Raw genomic sequence first — 16,611 nt, 5'->3', positions numbered from 1 at the left:
GGTTGAGGTGCAACGGAATTCCACCGAGCCGGGCCTAACGTGTCGCGCGATCCGGCACCGGTCATCCGGTCGAACAAGGAGAACCCCCACGGTGGAACCCGTCACTCTGGTGTGCGGCACGCGTCCCGAGCTGATCAAGCTCGCCCCGCTCATCGGGCTCCTGGGCCCGCGCGCGGTCGTCGTCTACACCGGACAGCACTACGACCGCGCCATGTACGAGCTGATCCGCCGCGACGTCGCGGAACCCGGCGGCTTCCACGAGTTCGCGCTCGGCGGCGCGCGGCGCGGCGCGCAGCTCGGCCTCGCCGTCAAGGCGGTGGACGACGTGCTCGCGGCGCACCGCCCGGCGGCCGTCGTCGTGCAGGGCGACACGACCTCGGCGCTCGCGGGAGCGTTGGCGGCCAACGCGAACGACGTCCCGCTGGTGCACGTCGAGGCCGGCCTGCGCAGCTACGACCGGGCGATGCCCGAGGAGCACAACCGGGTCGCCATCGACCACCTCGCGGACCTGTGCTGCGCGCCGACCCCGGTCAACCGCGCCAACCTGCTGGCCGAGAACGTCCCGGCGGACCGGATCGAGGTGACCGGCAACACCGTCGTGGAGGCGCTGGAGGCCGCGCTGCCCGGCCCGGACGCGGAAGCCGCCGTGCTGGCCGCGCACGGGCTGCGCCGCGACCACTACGCGGTCGCCACCGTGCACCGCCCGGAGAACGTGGACGACGCGGAGACCCTGGAGACCGTGCTGCGCGAGCTGGCCGCGCTGCCGCTGCCGGTCGTGCTGCCACTGCACCCGCGCACCGCCAAGCGGGTCCGGGACTTCGGCCTCGGCGCGCTGCTGCGCCGGCTGCGGGTCGTGGAACCCCAGGCATATCCCGACTTCCTGGCCCTGGCCGCCGGCGCGGCCGTCGTGGTGTCGGACTCCGGCGGCATCCAGGAGGAGGTCAGCGTCCTCAAGCGGCCGGTGGTGGTGGTCCGGCGCAGCACCGAGCGGCCCGAGATCGAGGGCACGTTCGGCACGCTCGTCCCGCCGGGCCCGGGGATCGGCGCGGAGGTCCGCCGGTGGCTGGACGACGTGGCGGGCCACCGCGCCCGCCTCGCCGCCCTCCCGTCGCCGTACGGCACCGGCTCACCCTCGGTGCGGATCGCCTCCGCCCTGGAGGAGCTGGTCGACCAGCGCCCCGGTGTGCTGCTGCCCGTCGGCTGAGCCGGGCCGGACCGCGTCGTCGAGCACGCCGGCGACGCGGTTCGCCAGGCCCACGCTGGAGTTCCAGCTCGTCACCGACGGGTAGACGTGCGCGGTGGTGGCCAGCAGCAGCGGCGTGCCGTCGACCACGACCGGCGGCTGCTGCGCCTGGTAGCCCAGGGGGTACACGGGTTCCACGAACGGCGCCTTGAACACGCGCACCTCGTCCACGTCGTCGGCGGTGAGGTCCGGGTACAGCCCCACGAGCTGGTCGGTCCACCGCGCGGCGATCCGCTCGTCGTCCTCGCGGTAGAGCGCGGAGTCCCGGTCGGTGTAGCGCATCACGTACACCAGGTGCCGCCCGTCGAACTCGCCCGCCAGCGCGGACATCTCGACCACGCCGTCGAACTCGGTGCCGGAGCGCACGATCGGCGCCCAGTAGTGCCCCGACAGCGGGCGCTTGAGGAAGAACAGGGCGTTCACCACGCCCTGGTACGGCAGCCGGACGTCGGGCAGCGCCCGCGCCAGGTCGTCGTCGGCGAGCGACCGCAGCGCGGGCAGCGGCAGCGTGGAGACCACCCGGTCGGCCGTGCGCACCTCGCCGGACTCCAGCGTCACCGCGCCCCCGGCGCTCACGCCGGTCACCGCGCAGGACGTGCGCACCACGCCGCCCGACTCCTCCACGGACGTGCGCAGCGCGTCGATCAGGGCGCGGTAGCCGCCTTCCGGGTAGCCGCGCACCGAGACGTTGCTCTCGCGCCCCAGCCGCTGCCACAGGTACAGCGCGGGCACGTCCCCGAACCGCGCGCCGAACTTCGAGCCGAACATCGGCGCGAGCAGCAGCTCCCAGATCCGGTCGCCGTACACGCCGCGCAGCCAGTCCTCGGTGCGCAGCCGGTCCAGGTCCCTGCCCCGGCCCAGCCGGCGCAGCAGCAGCGACACCACGCCGAACCGGACGCGCTCGTGCAGCCGCAGGGGCGTGAACCGCAGCAGGTCCGCCGCCGTGTTGAACGGGAAGTGCCGCCCGTCGACCACCATGCCCATCCGGGTCGGCCGCCAGCGCACCAGTTCGCGCGCGCCGACCTCGTCGAGCAGCTCCAGCAGGTCGTCGTCGGTGGGCATCACGCAGTGGTAGAACCGCTCGACCCACCGGTCCCGCCACGGGAAGAACGTGCCCAGCCCGCCGAGCTGCCCGCTCGCCTCCACCAGCTCCACCACCGCGCCGGCCCGGCCCAGCCGGTGGGCCAGCGCCAACCCGCATACCCCGCCGCCCAGCACGACCACCCGCGTCCCGCGCAACCCCGCGTCCACGTCCGCCTCCTCTGCCCCGCCCACGTCCTCGCTCCCGTCGCGCCCCACCCGTGCGCCGCCCGCGCCGCTCGGCGCGTCCGGCCGGCTGCGGGTCACAGCGGCCGGTACGGCGCGGGGGCGAGCCGGTCGCGGACGAGCAGCTTCACGTACTGCGCCATGGTCTTCCACAGCCGCAGCTTGCTCGGGCCCTGCTTGCGGTCGTACTGGAGGTGCAGCGGCACCTCGGTGATCACCGGGCGGCAGTGGCGGAGCTTGAGCAGCAGCTCGACCATGCACGCGAACCCGCGCTCCTCGACCAGCCGCTCGCCCCAGTGGCTCGCGGCGCGGTCCAGCACGCTGACCCGGTAGGCGCGGAAGCCGCTGGTGAAGTCGCGCACGCCGTCGACCCGCAGCACCCGGCGGAAGAGCACCGCCGCGCCCCGGGAGAGCAGCCGGCGCAGCGCGGGCGCGGTGGCGTCGTCGCCGCCGGCCACGAACCGGGAGCAGATCACCACGTCCGCGCCCGCCGCGATCTCGCCGCGCAGCGCGGTGATCAGCGCCGGGTCGTGCGTGTCGTCGGCGTCCATCACGACCACCACGTCGTCGCGGTCGGCGACCTCCAGCACGGAGCGCAGGCCGGTCTGCACGGCCTGGCCGAGGCCGAGGTTGTCCGGGTGCCGCACGACGCGGACGTCCAGGCCGGCGACCCGCGTGGCGGCCTCGGCGGTGCCGTCGGCGGAACCGTCGTCCACCACCCAGGCCGTCACCTCCTCGGTCCGGGCCACCTCGGCGATCCGGCGCAGCAGGGCGGGCAGCGAGGCCGCCTCGTTGTACGCGGGCAGCACGACGTGCGCGCGTCCTCGGGTGAGGATCGAGCCCGGCGCGGAGAGCGCCCCACGTTCGTCTACGGCCACTAGTCGACCCCATTTCCGTCGTTGCGGGTAAGCGGGCCAGAATTATTCGCCTGGGAACTCCGCCCGGGTTCCGCCCACCCCTGTGTTCCGGGCACCTGCGTTGGTGACGGGAACACGCACGAAACGCTGGTTCTATCGCCGGATTGGAGGTTTCTGCATCTCGAAAGAGTGAAGCGCAGACGCCTCAAGTGTCGGTTTATGCAGTGAGTAGTCAAATTGCTCGTTCGAGTGAACTCGGGCGGTTTACGGTTGTGGCGGTCCGGCCCGAGGGGCGGACACCGCCCGGCGTGGCCGGCCGGCGGAAAGGACGTCGTCGGAATGTGGTGTGGCCTGGAGTTGGCCCTGCGGGGCCGGGGGAGACGAGCCCGGGTCGTCGTCCGGAAGGGCGGCTCGTCGTGAACCGGGCGGGTGCGACGACCGCTGCGCCGCCGGCGCCGGGGACCCCGGTCGAGGACCGGCGCGACCCGTTCGGCCGGGTCAACGCGGTCGCGGTGCTGCTGGTCGTGGTCGACGCGGTGGCGGTCGGGGCGGTGACCCGGGGCCTGCCGGCGGTCTGGGTCGCCGGGGCCGCCGGGGTGCTGCTGGGCGTGCGGGCGACCTGCCGGCTCTACCGGCGGCGGCTGTGGCTGTCCTGGCTGCACGAGGTGCCCCGCTCGGTGATCGCGACCGGCACGGCGTTCGCGCTGGTCACGGCCGTGACGCTGGTGCTGGGCACGGCACCGGACACAACTGCCGACGTGCAGTGGGCCCTGCTCAAGTTCACCGCGTGGAGTGAACCTGGTCGCCTGTTCGTGTTCGCTTTCGGGCGCTGGGCCCGCCGCCGGTTCCACCGCTGCGACCGGACCATCGTGGTGGGCGCGGGCAAGGTCGGGGCCACGCTCGCCGCCTCGATGCTCCAGCACCCCGGGTACGGCCTGCGCCCGATCGGGTTCGTCGACCCCGCGCCCGCGCTCGACCCGGACGTGCTGCCGGTGCCGCTGCTGGAGGAGAACCTGGCCGACGCCATCACCCGGCTCGGCGCGGGCAGCGTGGTGCTCGCGTTCTCCCGGGCGGCCGACTCGCCGCTGGTCAACGCCGCCATCACGGCCCACCGGCTGGGCTGCGCGATCTTCGTCGTGCCCCGGATGTACGAGCTGTACCAGGACGGGCCCGACGTCGAGCGGCTGCGCAGCTACCCGCTGGTGCGGCTGAGCACCGCGCCGACCAGCCGGCCGAGCTGGTGGGTCAAGCGCGCGGTGGACGTGGTGCTCGCCGGGCTCGCGCTGGTCGCGCTCGCCCCGGTGATCGCGGTGTGCGCCCTGGCCGTCCTGCTGGAGAGCGGCCGGCCGGTGATCTTCCGCCAGGTCCGGGTCGGCATGGACGACCGCACCTTCGTCCTGTTCAAGCTGCGCAGCGTCCGGATCACCGGGCAGGACGACTCGCAGAGCCGGTGGTCGGTGGTCGGCGACCGGCGCGTCGGGCCGGTCGGGCGATTCCTCCGGCGCACCTCGCTCGACGAGCTCCCGCAGTTGTGGAACATCCTGAAGGGTGACATGTCCATTGTCGGGCCGCGACCCGAAAGGCCGGGTTTCGTGCGCGAATTCTCGGCGGTCCACGACCTATACTGGGCGCGGCACCGGGTGCCGACCGGATTGACCGGGCTCGCGCAGGTGCACGGGTTGAGAGGGGACACCTCGATTGTCGACCGCTCCCGCTACGACAACTACTACATCGCCAACTGGTCGTTGTGGCTGGACGCGAGAATCCTGTTGCTGACGGTGGGTGAGCTGCTGTGTCGAAGGAACCGCTGAACCGGGACCGCACCCGGCGGGCGCTGGCCGGCGCGAGCGCCGTCGTGGCCCTGCTGGCGGGGCTGGCCGTGCTGCCCAGCTCGGCCGGCGAGCACGGCGGCACGACGGCCACGCCGCTCGCGGCGGACCCGGCGGGGGGTGACGCGGAGCGCGGTGCCGGGGAGCCCTCCGGCGTCGCCCCGCTCGGCCCGCCGCCGAGACCGACCGCGCCGTGCGCGTGGTGGTACGGCATCGGCGAGCCGCCGACCTACGCCGACCTCAAGTTCGCCGCCGGGCACTACGACCTGGTGGTGCTCAACGCGACCGAGACCGCCGCGATGCAGCGGCTGCACCGGCTCAACCCGAAGATCAAGGTGCTGGTGTACAAGGACTTCTCCAGCACCCGCAACTACCCGGGCGCGGTGGTCGGCGGCCAGGACGCGCCGCTGCTGCCCAGCGGCGTCGGCTACTTCGCCGCCCAGCAGCGCCACCCCGAGTGGTTCGCGGTCGACACCGCCGACCAGCGCGTCGAGTGGGGCGGGTACCCGCAGCACTGGCAGATGGCGGTGTGGGACGAGAAGTACCAGCGGGCGTGGGCCGACGCGGTGACCGCCGAGGTCGTCCGCGAGGGCTGGGACGGCGTCCTGGCGGACAACGACTTCAGCTCGCTGAAGTACTACTCCAAGGCCGTGCTCAAGGGCACCCCGGACGCCGCCGCGACCGACCGGCGCATCCGCGACGGCATGGACAGGTTCCTGGAGGTCGCGGGCAGCTCGCTGCACAAGGCGGGCAAGATGCTCGTGCCCAACGTCTCGGAGTCCCAGCTGACACCGGGCCGCTGGTCGGCGCACTCGCGCTTCGACGGCGCGATGGAGGAGAACTTCGGCCTGCGCGGCGACGGCGGCGGCGGCGAGCTGGTCACCTTCCAGGGCAACGAGTTCAAGGAGCTGCGCGCGCAGGCCGCGCTCGGCGAGTCGTGGCTGCTGCTGGTGACCAAGACCAAGAGCCACCGCGAGGAGCGCGTGGGCTACGCGACCGCCGCCCTGCTCGCCGGGCCCTACACCTGCTGGCACGGGGCGTCCACGCACGACTACCAGGACCCGGACTGGTCGGTCTACCAGGACACCGACCTCGGCGAGGCGGTCGAGGCGGCGAACCGGCTGCCCTCCGGGGCGTGGACGCGCGGTTTCACCAACGGCTGGGTGGCGGTGAACCCGACCGCCAAGGCGGTGTCGGTGACCGCGCCGGCCGGGCTGCTGACCGTGGACGGCACGCCGGCGTCGACCGCGACCGAGGTGGCCGCCGCCGACGCCCTGGTGCTGGTGAAGCCGGAACCGGCGGCCACCACGACCACCGCGCCGTCCACCGCCCGGCCCACGGCCACGCCGACGAGCGCGAACACGGCACCCCGGCCGACCACGCCGAAGCCGACCACCGCGCAGCAGACCACCGCGCAGCCGACGCCGACGCAGCCGGCGCCGACCTCCGCCGGCTCGCCGACCACCCGACCACCGACCACGTCGACCAATCCGCCGCCCGCGCTCTGAGCCACCTCGGCGGGCACCCGGCCCTGCGCCACACCTCGCCGCTCGACCAGTCCGATCAGGGGTCGGCGAGCAGGTCCCGGTAGAGGGCGAGGTGGCGCTCGGCGCATACCTCGGGTGCGAACCGGGCGCGGGCGCGCTCGGCCGAGGCCCGGCCCCACCGGCCCGGGTCGGGGTGGGCGAACAGGTGCTCCAGGCGGAGCGCCAAGTCCGCCGCGTCGCCCGGCACGGCCAGGCCCGCGCCGTCGACCAGCATCTCCGCGACGCCGCCGGTGTCCGTCGCCACCACGGGCTTGCCCGCCGCCATCGCCTCGGCCACCACGAGCGGCTGCTGCTCCAGCAGGGACGGCAGCACCAGGGCGTCGTGCTCGCGCAGCAACCGGGCCACGTCCTGCCGGAACCCGAGGAACGCCACCCGGCCCGGCAGCAGCCGCCGCGCCATCTCCTCGGCCGCCCCGCGCAGCGGCCCGTCGCCCACCACGGTCAGCACCGCGTCGTCCGGCATCACCCCGGTCAACGCCTCCAGCAGCACCGGAAGCCCTTTGCGCTCCACCAGGAGCCCGACGAACACCAGCCGCCGCACCGGGCCGCGCGGCGGTGACGCCCCGGCGACCTCGACGCAGTTGTCGATGTGCGCGACCCGGTGCGCGGGCACCCGCAGCCGGCGGCGCAGGAACCCGCCCATCGACGTGGCCGGGACGACCGTGCGGTGCACGACCCGCGCCACACCCGCGTCCGCCGCCAGCACGGCCCGGGTGTACGCCGACGGCCCGGCCGCGCCCGCCGCGCCCCGGAACCACGCCTCGCCCACGTCGTCCGGCAGACCGTGGTAGGTCTGCACCACCCGGGTCCCCGCCCGGGGGCGGACCAGCCCCGCACCGACCAGGCCCGCCCGGCGGTCCTGGGCGTGCACGACGTCCGGCCGCCACGCCCGCAGCGCCTCGCGCGCCAACCGCCCGGCCCTCAGGTCGCCCTTGCCGGCGACGGTGACCGGCTCGTGCAAGCCCGCGACCAGGTCCGCGCCCCGGGCCGGCGGCGGCCCGAACACCCGCACCTCGGCCTCGCCGGACGCGGCCAGCGTCGCTGCCAGCCGCACCGCCACGTCCACCGGGCCGCCCCGGTCCTGGGTCAGCAGGTAGGCGATCCTCACCGGCCGCACCCCACGAGCTTCTCCACCAGGGTGGCGACCTGGTCGCCGACCCGCACCGAGTCGAACAGCACCTCGGCCCGCCGCCGCCCGGTCAGTCCCTCGTCGGCGGCCAGCAGCGGGTCCGCCAGGCGCGTGGCGACGGCGTCGGCCAGCGCGGGCACGTCACCGGCCGGCACCACCGCGCCCGCGTCGCCCACGCTCTGCCGCACGCCGCCCACGTCGAACGCCACCACGGTCCGCCCGCTGGCCATCGCCTCCAGCGGGACCAGGGCCATGCCCTCGGCCCGGGACGGCAGCACGACCACGTCGGCGGCGGTGTAGAAGTCGGCCACCGCCGCGTGGTGGCCCCACCACCGCACCGACGGGTGGCCGGCCGACGCCTCCCACCGCGCCCGCATCGGCCCGTCGCCGACCAGCACGAGCCGCGCGCCCGGCACCCGGGCCAGCACCGAGGGCCACGCGGCCAGCAGCTGGTCCTGGCCCTTGAGCGGCGCGACCCGGCCGACGCACACGGCGGTCGGCGCGTCCGGCAGGCCCAGCCGGACCCGCGCGGCGACCCGGCTGCGCGGGCGCAGCGCGCTGGTGTCCACGCCGTTGCACACCACCTCCGCCGGGGTCGTGATGCCCAGGTCGCGCCCGGCGCGCAGCTCGTCGTCGCTCACGCACACGAGCTGGTCGGTCCACCGGGCCGCGTACCGCTCCCAGGCCACCGACGCGCGCCGCAGCGCGCCCCGCGCGGTCTGGAACGACCACAGGTGCGGCTGGAAGAGCGTCGGCCGGGTGCCGCGCAGCGCGAGCCGCCCGGCGAGCCCGGCCTTGGAGCTGTGCAGGTGCACCGCGTCCGGGTCGAGCGCGGCCAGCAGCCGGCGCAGCCGCGCGGTCTCGGCCACCGTGGCGGGGCCGGGGGAGCGGCTCGCGGGCCAGTCGTGCACGGCGACCCGCAGCTCGCGCAGCCGGTCCGCCAGCCACCCGGGCGGGCAGGCGACGTCGACCCGCCAGCCCAGCTCCCGCTGCGCGACGGCCAGTTCCAGCACCACCGCCGCCACGCCGGCCTCGACGGGTTGGGTCACGTGGACGATCCTCATCGGCGCACCTCACGCAGTTCGCGGACCGTGCGGCGGTCGGCGAGCAGGGCCGCCGCCGCGTAGCCGAGCACGAGCACCGCCGCTTCGCCGAGCACGCCCGGCAGCGTCGGTCCGAACAGGTCGCCGAGCAGCCGCCCGGCGGACAAACAGCACGCCGCGCCGAGCGCGACGGTCGCGGCCACCCGGGCCAGGCCCGGTGGCGCGATCCCGTCGCGCGCCAGCACCAGCCAGGCCAGGGGGACCACCGCCCACACCACGACGAGCTGGGTGGCGGCCACCGCGACCACCCCGTACCGGGTGGTCAGGGCGAGCCCGGCCACCAGCGCCACCAGGTGGGTCAGCTCCAGCGCCAGGTAGCGGCGGGCGTGGCCGGCGGCGCGGATCACCTGGTACCACAGGTGCAGCAGGCCGAATCCGAGCCCGTAGCCGCACAGCAGCACCAGCGGCAGCGCGGCCGGTGCCCAGCGGTCGCCGAACAGCACGACCCGGTCGGCCAGCGCCGCCGCCACCGCGTAGAGGCCGCCGGTCACCACGAGCACGGCGTGCGTGAACCGGCCGGCCGCCTGCGGCAGCGCGTCCCGCTCGCCGGTGCGGACGAGCTTGGCGCACAACGGGAACACCACACCGCCGAGCACCACCGCGACCACGATGTAGGGCACCCACGCGATCCGGTAGGCCAGCGAGTACACGCCGACCTCCCCGGTGCCCAGCTCGTGCCCGATCGCCAGGTAGTCGACGTTGACCAGCAGCACGGCCACCAGCGCGCCGGGCCCGACGACCGCGATCCACCGCAGCGCCTCGGCGGCGGCGTCCGCGTCCCACGCGGGCCGCACCCGGACGCCGGCGAGCAGGCCGAGCAGCGGCTGCGCGACGGCCGTGCAGAGCAGGCCGAGCACCAGCGCGGACGGGCCCAGGCCCAGCACGGCCAGGCCGATCGTGGTCAGCGCGCCGAGCACGGCCCCGCCCGCGTCGGGCAGCACCCGGCGGCGGAAGTCCAGGTCCCGGTGCAGCAGCCCCATCTGCACGCCGGCCGCCGCCGTGAACGGCAGGCTCAGCGCGGCCAGCCGGACCAGCGGCGCGACCTGCGGCGCGTCCAGCGCGGCGGCGATCCCGTCCGCCGCCGACACCAGCAGCAGCGCCAGCGCCACCCCGGTGCCGACGCTCAGCACGAGCAGCGTGCCCGCCATCCGGCGCGGGTCCAGGCCGGTCCGGCTGATCACGTCGTAGACGCCCACCGACTGCACGACCTGGCCGATGTTCACCAGCGACACGGTCAGCGCGACCAGCCCGAGGCCCTCCTCGGTGAGGAAGGCCGCCAGCACCAGCGTGACGGCCACCTGGCCGCCCTTGCCGATGAGGTTGGCCAGGAACAGCCACAGCGAGCCGCGCACCGCGCCCGTCACGGTCGCACGGCGGGGACCCGCCACCGCCCGGGTCCGGCGGCGACCCGCCGCCGCGCGCAGACGGCCAGCGCCACCCAGGCGACGACGACCGCGACCCCGTCCAGCGTCACGGCCGCCCGCTCGCCCAGCAGCGACCGCACGCCGCCGTCCACGAAGTGCAGGTGCGCGAAGGGCACCAGCAGCGCCGCCACCGCCACCCCGAGCAGCGGGTCCCGGTCCCGCCACCACCGCACGGCGACCAGCGCGAGCGCCGGGACGGCGATCAGCACGTCACCGGGCTGGTGCACCACCGCGACCACGACGGCCAGGCAGGTCAGCAGGTCCGCCACCGCCGTGCTCGTCCCGTCACCGGCCAGGTCGAGCCCACGCACCAGCACGACGCTCACCACCAGCACGCCGACCAGCGCCAGCAGCTCCGCGCCCGGCGGCAACCACCCGGTGACCCGGAAGAACACCGCCGCCACGTCGACCCGCTGCGAGGTGAAGGAGTCCACCGCCCCGTACGCGGTCGCGCCGGCGTGCCTGAGGTTGCGCGCGACCACGTCCAGGAACGCGCCCACCCCGCCGTCGCCGACCACCAGCGGCACCACCACGACCAGGCTGGACAGCGCCGCGAGCCCGGTGCCGCACAACGCGACCTTCCGCGACCCGCGCGCGAACAGCAGCACCGCGAGCGGCAACCCGAACTGGGGCTTGAGCCACGCCAGCGCCAGCGCCGCCGCCGCGAGCCGGGGGTACCGGTCGCGCGCCAGCAGCGCGCCCGCCGCGCCGACCGCGATCAGCGGGTTCACCTGCCCCACGTAGAGCTGCGCCTTGCCGACCTGGCTGAACACCAGCAGCGTGCCGATCACCGCCGTGCCGGTGAACAGCGGCGCGCGCACGCGCCCGGCCGCCAGCACCGCGAGGAACACCAGCAGCAGCACCAGGAACGCCGCGAACGCCACCGCGCCCACCCGGTACCCGGGCAGCGCGAACGGCAGGTGCAGGACGAGGTGGTAGGGCTGGTACAGGTTGAAGTTCTGCCGCACCGGCCAGTGCCCGAACATCACCGCCGGGTCGTACGGGTTGCCGCCCGCCAGGAACTCGCGGATCGGGAAGTACAGCGCGTCCCGGAAGTCCTGCATCCGCTCCTCGGGGCGGTTGGCCCAGGACGGCGTCGGCACCTGCCACGCCGGCCGCACCGCCCGCCACACGCCGAACGCGCCGACCACCGCGACCAGCACGCCGAGCGCGCGCCGGCTGCCGGGGACCGCGCGCCGCCCCGGGCCGGGGCCCGCCGCGACCGCATCGGGACGTGGCCCGCGCGGACCCCTGATCACCCGCCGGTCCCGCCCCGCCGCGCCGGCGCCCGGGTCGGGGTCCTGCCGGGGGTCGTCACCCCGTCCGAGAGCCCGGGTCACCCCAGCACCACCGCGACCAGCGCCGTGTTCGCGGGCTGCGCCCCGACCACGCCGGCCAGCGCGTCCTGCTCCCGGGTGCGGGGCACGACGACGACCAGCGCGGTGCCGTCGGCGGGCTCGAAGACCTTGTCCGGCAGGTCGTCGGAGATGTCCTCGGACCGCTCGACCAGTTCCGGTGCCGTCGTCACCACCCGCACCGGCCGGGCGGTGGCCACCAGCAGCGCGGTCAGCTTCTCCAGCAGCTCCGGGTCCCCGTCCGGCAGCACCGGCACCGGGTGCCCCACCCCGGCCGACGCCAGCGCGGCCCGCACCCCGTCGGTGACCCGGGACCGCCGCAGGTGCCGCACCACGACCGTGACGAGCCCCGCGACCACGCCGGCCGCGAGCGCCAGCCCGAGCGTCAGCGGCCAGTCCGGCGACACCCTGATCACCTCGGGGTCGTCCAGCAGCCGCAGCTTCCCGGCCGGTGCCAGCAGGTCCGCCTTCACCAGCACGTTGGCCAGCGTGGTCGCCTCCAGCTTCGCCTGGTACGACGAGGAGGCGCGCACGGTCAGCCGCGCCAGCCCCGAGGCCGGGACCAGCTCCATCGACACCCGCTCGACGTCCGTGCCCACGGCGGCGACCACGGAGGGGCTGCGCGCGAGTTCCACCAGTGCGGGCAGCGCCAACGCGGTAACCTCGCCGTACTGCGGGGCGTTGGCGCTCGCCGGCCCCGCCAACAAGCCCACCCGCGCCTGGTACTCGTCGTCCTCGAACAGGGTGGCGAGCACCACCAGCGAGGCCACCGCGAGCGCCACCAGGACGCCTTGACCGATCAGCCGGGCCTTCGTCATCGACTTCCCCAATTCCGCAACAGCTCGTCGTAGGACTCCATCAGCGCGCGCGGGTCGTGCGCGGAGGTCACGGCGGCCCGCCCGGCCGCACCGACCGCCGCGCGCCGCGCGCCGTCGAACAGCAGGCCGCGCAACGCCTCCGAGGTCGCCGCCGGGTCGCGCGGCGGCACGGCCACGCCGCCGCCGCCCGCCAGCGCCTGGCCGACGCCGTCCACGTCCGTCGCCACCACCGGCGTCCCGGCCGCCAGCGACTCCAGGACGGCGATCGGCATCCCCTCCCAGTCGCTGGTCAGCACGGTCACGTCGGCGGCGGCCAGCAGGTCCGGCACGTCCGGCCGGTTGCCCAGGAACCGCACGCCCGGGATGCCGGCGGCGGTGCGCTCCAGCGCGGGCCGCAGCGAGCCGTCGCCGGCCAGCCACAGCTCCGCGCCGCCGCCGATCCGCGCCCACGCGGCCAGCAGCACGTCGTGCCGCTTCTGCGGTTCCAGCCGGGCCAGGCACAGCGCCACCGGGACGTCCTGCGCCACACCCATCGCCGCCCGCACGGTCGCCCGGTCGACCCGGGGCTCCTGCGGGAACACCGCGTTCGGGATGACCAGGGGGTCGGGGCGCAGGCCGGCGGCGCGCAGCCGGTGCGCGGTCGCCTCTGCCACCGTGACCACCGCGCCGGACGTCCGGCGCAGGATGCGCGCCGCGCCGCCGTAGTCGGCGTCCGCCACGCCGTGGAACACGGTCAGCAGCGGCACCTTGCGCGGCAGCAGCGCCAAGCGCGCCACCATGCTCGCGGACACGTTGTGCGCCAGCACGACCTCCGGCCGGAAGTCCTTGATCGCGGCCCTGGTAGCGGTGGTGGCGCGCAGCACCCCGGCGGCCCGGCGGCGCGCGACCGGCACGGTGAAGGTCGGCACGCCGTGCCCGCGCAGCGCCTCCGCGCGGTGCCCGCCACCGCTGGCCACGGCGGTCTGCCAGCCGAACTCCCGGCCGGTCCGGGCCATCCCGGCGACCAGGGCCTCCGCCCCGCCGGTGCCCATCTCACTGATCACGTGCAGCACGCGCATCGGTTCCCCTTCGACGCAGGTCGGCCGCGGCGACGAGTGCGACCAGCGACCACAACGGCAGGTAGTACTGCTGGGACAGGAAGGTGGAGGCCACGACCACGGCCACCAGCGACGCCTGCGCGGCGGCCATCGGCCGCCGGGGCCCGGCGCGCAGCACCCGCTCCGACGAGACGGCCGCGACCGCCAGCAGGCCCGCGAACAGGCCGAAGCCCGGTAACCCCAGCTCGGCGGCGACCTCCAGGTACATGTTGTGCGCCACCGGGGTCTGCTCGTCCACCTCGGCGTTGTGCGACGCCGCCGCGTACCCGCCCCGGAACCCGCCCGGCCCGACCCCGAGCAGGGGGTGGTCGGTGACCATCCGCGCCGCCGCCTGCCAGCGCAGCTCGCGGGTGTCCACGTTGGTCGCCGCGATGAAGCTCTTCTCCTGCAGCGCCCGGTCCAGCGTGGGGCCCGCGAGCAGCAGCGCGCCCAGCCCCAGCGCGGCGAACGCCGCCGCCCCGCCGAGCACCGCGCGCACCGGCAGGGCACGACGGCCCACCAGCCACGCCAGCGCGGCCGTCAGCGCGAGCCCGCCGCCGCGCGAGAACGTCGCCGCCGCGCCCGCCACCAGCACCAGCGCGGTCACCGCCAGTGCGGCGGAGCGCGCCGCCGTCCGCCGCCCGTCGAGCAGCGCCACCAGCAGCGGCAGCGCGGCGACCAGGAAGTACGCCAGGTCGTTCGGGTCCTCCAGCGGCCCGGTGGCCCGCGTCCGGCCCTCCGCGACCAGGCTGTGCAGCGCGCCCACGGCGGCCAGCGCCGCGCCGCCGACCGTGGCCGCCAGCAGCGCCCGGACCGGCACCTCGCGGGACGCGACGTCCACCAGCACGGCGGTGATCACCAGGAACGGCAGCCAGCGCAGCAGGTACTCCGCCGCGTACGCGCTGCCCGCGTTGACCGCCGTGGAGGCCAGCAGCACCACCGCGAACAGCGCCAGCACGGCGTGCAGCGGGTGGGGCTGCGGCAGTTCCCGCCGCCGCACCCGCCGCACCAGCCACGCGGCGGTGAGCAGGGCGGGCGCGACCTTCGCCAGCCGGTCGTCCAGCTCCAGCAGGTAGCCCTCCAGCGGGGCCAGCGCCACGGTCGCGCACGCGAGCACGCGCAGCAGCCGGGTCATCCCGACCGTTCCAGCCGCCTCGCGGCGCGGACCGGCAGGTCCGGGCCCAGCCGGGCCACGTGCTCCCCGGTGCCCACGACCTCGAAGTGCCGCCGCAGCGCGCCCAGCGCCCAGCCCAGCAGGGCGACCTTGCGCGCGGCGGGCACCGCCATGCCGGGGAAGAACTCCATGCCGGGCGCCTCGGCCGCGCCCAGCACGTCCGTGGGGTGCAGCAGCAGCGACGGCGACACGCCGCGCAGCCGGCACAGCCGCAGCGCGGTGCGGAAGTAGCCGCGCGCCAGGGCGGGGGAGAGCTGGTGCAGCTGGAGCAGGTACGACCCGTGCACCGGGACGCGCAGCAGCGGCATGGTGGTCACCGGCAGTTCCACCGTGCCGGTGTCCCAGCGGTAGGCGCGGTTGGGCGCGAGCACCTTGCCGAAACCGCCGAACAGCTCCGCGCTGTCCACTGTGGAGGGTGCGGAGCGGTTGTGGTAGAAGCGGGCCAGCGGGCCGACCCACGTCGGCAGGGTGCTCGCGTCGTAGCGGTAGCCGCGCTCGGCGAGCACGTCCAGCAGGTCCGGCGTCACGCTGTACCCGGGACCCCGGAAGCCGACCGGCCGGGGTGCGCCGGCGGCGACCAGGGCGTCCTCCGTGCGCACCACCTCGGCTTCCAGCTCGGCGCGCGAGTAGCGGTGCAGCCACGGCTCGTGGCCGAACGAGTGGTTGGCCACCTCGTGCCCGGCGGCGGTGATCGCGGCCACGGCGGCGGCCCCGTCGTCGCGCTCCGCGTCCGCGCCGACCACGAACACGGTGGTGGTCAGGCCGTGCTCGGCGAAGACCTCCAGCAGGCGCGGGGTCGCGGTCGGCAGGAAGCTCGGCCGGCGCTCCCACGCCGGGTCGCCGTGGGTCTTCAGGTACGCCCAGAGGTTGTCCAGGTCGAGCGAGACGCTGGCGACGGTCACACCGACTCCCGCTCGGGGGCGGTGGGCGCGGCCACCGGGCGCGCGGCGCGGCCGAGGGCGAGCACGCCGAGGACGACCAGCGCCACGCCCGCCACCACCCACCACTCCCGGCCGGGCTCGATCCGGTCGCCCAGCGCCGACACGCCGACCACCGAGGTGACCACGACGGTCGTCGAGTCCATGGTGGCCACCGTCGAGGTGGCCCCGCCGCGCTGGAGGGCGACCGCCATGCACGCCTGGCCGACCAGCGCCGCCGCCACCATCAGCCACAGCAGCGGGAAGAACGGGAGGTCCGCCAGGGGTTCGTCGGCCAGCGGGCGGCCGGCGACCGCCACCACGGCGTAGGCCAGCCCGGCGGCCACCGCGACCGGCACCACGCCGGACGCCCTGCGCGCCACCAGGAAGACCGCCACCAGCGGCAAACCGAGCACGAGCAGCCCCACGTCGGTCGGGATCTCCTCGGCCACCGACGGCGCGGACGCCCCGGCCAGCAGCAGCAGCCCCACCGCCATGGTCACCAGCACCGCGACCTCGACCGCGCGCACCCGCCACCCGAGCACGAGCACGCCGAACGCGGTCGCCACGCCGACCGCGCACGACGAGCCGGCCTGCACGAGGTAGAGCGGCAACTCGGCGCGCGCGAAGAACGCCAGCCCGAACCCGCCGACCTGGCCGGCGAACCCGAGCAGGTACAGCCGGTCGGCGACCAGCCGGGCGAGCAGCCCGAAGCCGTGCCCCGGCGCGGCGCGGCGGGCGGCGACGGCCTGCGCGACGATCCCCAGCGCGTACATCGCCGTGGCGGCGGCGAGGGCGAGATATCCGGGCACGCGACAACTCCCGTGGGAATGGAATTCGACGGGCCGCAGCGTACGACGCCGACAATCCGTT

At 75.8% G+C, this 16,611-nt stretch carries 14 protein-coding genes; 3 read left to right on the top strand and 11 right to left on the bottom strand.

All coding sequences use genetic code 11. The annotated features are described in order from the left end of the window. Positions 1 to 91: 91 nt before the first annotated feature. The gene (gene wecB / locus AB0I60_RS03690; protein ID WP_360725641.1) at positions 92 to 1,204 is read left to right on the top strand and encodes a UDP-N-acetylglucosamine 2-epimerase (non-hydrolyzing); all 1,113 of its coding nucleotides are present in this window, start codon (positions 92 to 94) and stop codon (positions 1,202 to 1,204) included. On the opposite strand, the gene AB0I60_RS03685 is transcribed toward wecB, so the two are convergent. After that, complete coding sequence (locus tag AB0I60_RS03685; protein WP_360725640.1) at positions 1,127 to 2,518, bottom strand: FAD-dependent oxidoreductase; 1,392 nt, start codon at positions 2,516 to 2,518, stop codon at positions 1,127 to 1,129. The genes wecB and AB0I60_RS03685 overlap by 78 nt on opposite strands. 68 nt (positions 2,519 to 2,586) lie before the next feature. Continuing rightward, positions 2,587 to 3,387: a glycosyltransferase gene (locus AB0I60_RS03680; protein WP_360725639.1), complete on the bottom strand. Its 801-nt coding sequence runs from the start codon at positions 3,385 to 3,387 to the stop codon at positions 2,587 to 2,589. Between the two features lie 395 nt (positions 3,388 to 3,782). Between AB0I60_RS03680 and AB0I60_RS03675 the strand changes: the two genes are divergently transcribed. After that, positions 3,783 to 5,177, top strand: a complete 1,395-nt coding sequence (locus AB0I60_RS03675) for a sugar transferase (RefSeq protein WP_360725638.1) — start codon at positions 3,783 to 3,785, stop codon at positions 5,175 to 5,177. Next, entirely contained in the window at positions 5,159 to 6,703 is a 1,545-nt protein-coding gene (locus tag AB0I60_RS03670) for a putative glycoside hydrolase family 15 protein (RefSeq protein WP_360725637.1), read from the top strand. Before AB0I60_RS03675 ends, AB0I60_RS03670 begins: the two co-directional genes overlap by 19 nt. A 55-nt stretch (positions 6,704 to 6,758) precedes the next feature. Here the strand turns inward: AB0I60_RS03670 and AB0I60_RS03665 are convergent, their stop codons facing one another. From AB0I60_RS03665 to AB0I60_RS03625, 9 genes are read right to left on the bottom strand one after another with little or no spacing between them, the layout of a single operon-like run. Further along, positions 6,759 to 7,850 carry a glycosyltransferase family 4 protein gene (locus AB0I60_RS03665; protein WP_360725636.1) on the bottom strand — a complete coding sequence of 364 codons (1,092 nt, stop codon included), beginning with the start codon at positions 7,848 to 7,850 and terminating at the stop codon, positions 6,759 to 6,761. After that, positions 7,847 to 8,935 carry a glycosyltransferase gene (locus AB0I60_RS03660; protein WP_360725635.1) on the bottom strand — a complete coding sequence of 363 codons (1,089 nt, stop codon included), beginning with the start codon at positions 8,933 to 8,935 and terminating at the stop codon, positions 7,847 to 7,849. The genes AB0I60_RS03665 and AB0I60_RS03660 overlap by 4 nt, the downstream gene beginning before the upstream one ends. Next, positions 8,932 to 10,338, bottom strand: a complete 1,407-nt coding sequence (locus AB0I60_RS03655; RefSeq protein ID WP_360725634.1) for an oligosaccharide flippase family protein — start codon at positions 10,336 to 10,338, stop codon at positions 8,932 to 8,934. The genes AB0I60_RS03660 and AB0I60_RS03655 overlap by 4 nt, the downstream gene beginning before the upstream one ends. Then, a complete protein-coding gene (locus AB0I60_RS03650) occupies positions 10,335 to 11,738 on the bottom strand; it encodes a glycosyltransferase 87 family protein (RefSeq protein WP_360725633.1) in 1,404 nt (467 codons plus the stop codon). The genes AB0I60_RS03655 and AB0I60_RS03650 overlap by 4 nt, the downstream gene beginning before the upstream one ends. Further along, positions 11,735 to 12,571, bottom strand: a complete 837-nt coding sequence (locus tag AB0I60_RS03645) for a hypothetical protein (protein ID WP_360725632.1) — start codon at positions 12,569 to 12,571, stop codon at positions 11,735 to 11,737. The genes AB0I60_RS03650 and AB0I60_RS03645 overlap by 4 nt, the downstream gene beginning before the upstream one ends. After that, positions 12,568 to 13,629 (bottom strand): glycosyltransferase, encoded by a 1,062-nt coding sequence (locus tag AB0I60_RS03640; protein ID WP_360725631.1) that lies wholly within the window; start codon positions 13,627 to 13,629, stop codon positions 12,568 to 12,570. The genes AB0I60_RS03645 and AB0I60_RS03640 overlap by 4 nt, the downstream gene beginning before the upstream one ends. Then, a complete protein-coding gene (locus tag AB0I60_RS03635) occupies positions 13,604 to 14,782 on the bottom strand; it encodes an O-antigen ligase family protein (protein ID WP_360725630.1) in 1,179 nt (392 codons plus the stop codon). Before AB0I60_RS03635 ends, AB0I60_RS03640 begins: the two co-directional genes overlap by 26 nt. Next, positions 14,779 to 15,723 (bottom strand): polysaccharide deacetylase family protein, encoded by a 945-nt coding sequence (locus tag AB0I60_RS03630; protein WP_360725629.1) that lies wholly within the window; start codon positions 15,721 to 15,723, stop codon positions 14,779 to 14,781. The genes AB0I60_RS03635 and AB0I60_RS03630 overlap by 4 nt, the downstream gene beginning before the upstream one ends. Next, positions 15,720 to 16,550: a hypothetical protein gene (locus AB0I60_RS03625; protein WP_360725628.1), complete on the bottom strand. Its 831-nt coding sequence runs from the start codon at positions 16,548 to 16,550 to the stop codon at positions 15,720 to 15,722. Before AB0I60_RS03625 ends, AB0I60_RS03630 begins: the two co-directional genes overlap by 4 nt. Positions 16,551 to 16,611: the final 61 nt, after the last annotated feature.

The organism is Actinosynnema sp. NPDC050436 (assembly GCF_040655415.1).
Classification (GTDB): Bacteria; Actinomycetota; Actinomycetes; order Mycobacteriales; family Pseudonocardiaceae; genus Actinosynnema.
This window is presented reverse-complemented; position numbering and strand designations above follow the sequence as displayed.

Excerpts from the sequence above, each read along its gene's own strand:
- AB0I60_RS03645 (WP_360725632.1), bottom strand. The coding sequence starts at position 12,571 with ATGACGAAGGCCCGGCTGATCGGTCAAGGCGTCCTGGTGGCGCTCGCG.
- AB0I60_RS03635 (WP_360725630.1), bottom strand. The coding sequence starts at position 14,782 with ATGACCCGGCTGCTGCGCGTGCTCGCGTGCGCGACCGTGGCGCTGGCC.
- AB0I60_RS03640 (WP_360725631.1), bottom strand. The coding sequence starts at position 13,629 with ATGCGCGTGCTGCACGTGATCAGTGAGATGGGCACCGGCGGGGCGGAG.
- AB0I60_RS03660 (WP_360725635.1), bottom strand. The coding sequence starts at position 8,935 with ATGAGGATCGTCCACGTGACCCAACCCGTCGAGGCCGGCGTGGCGGCG.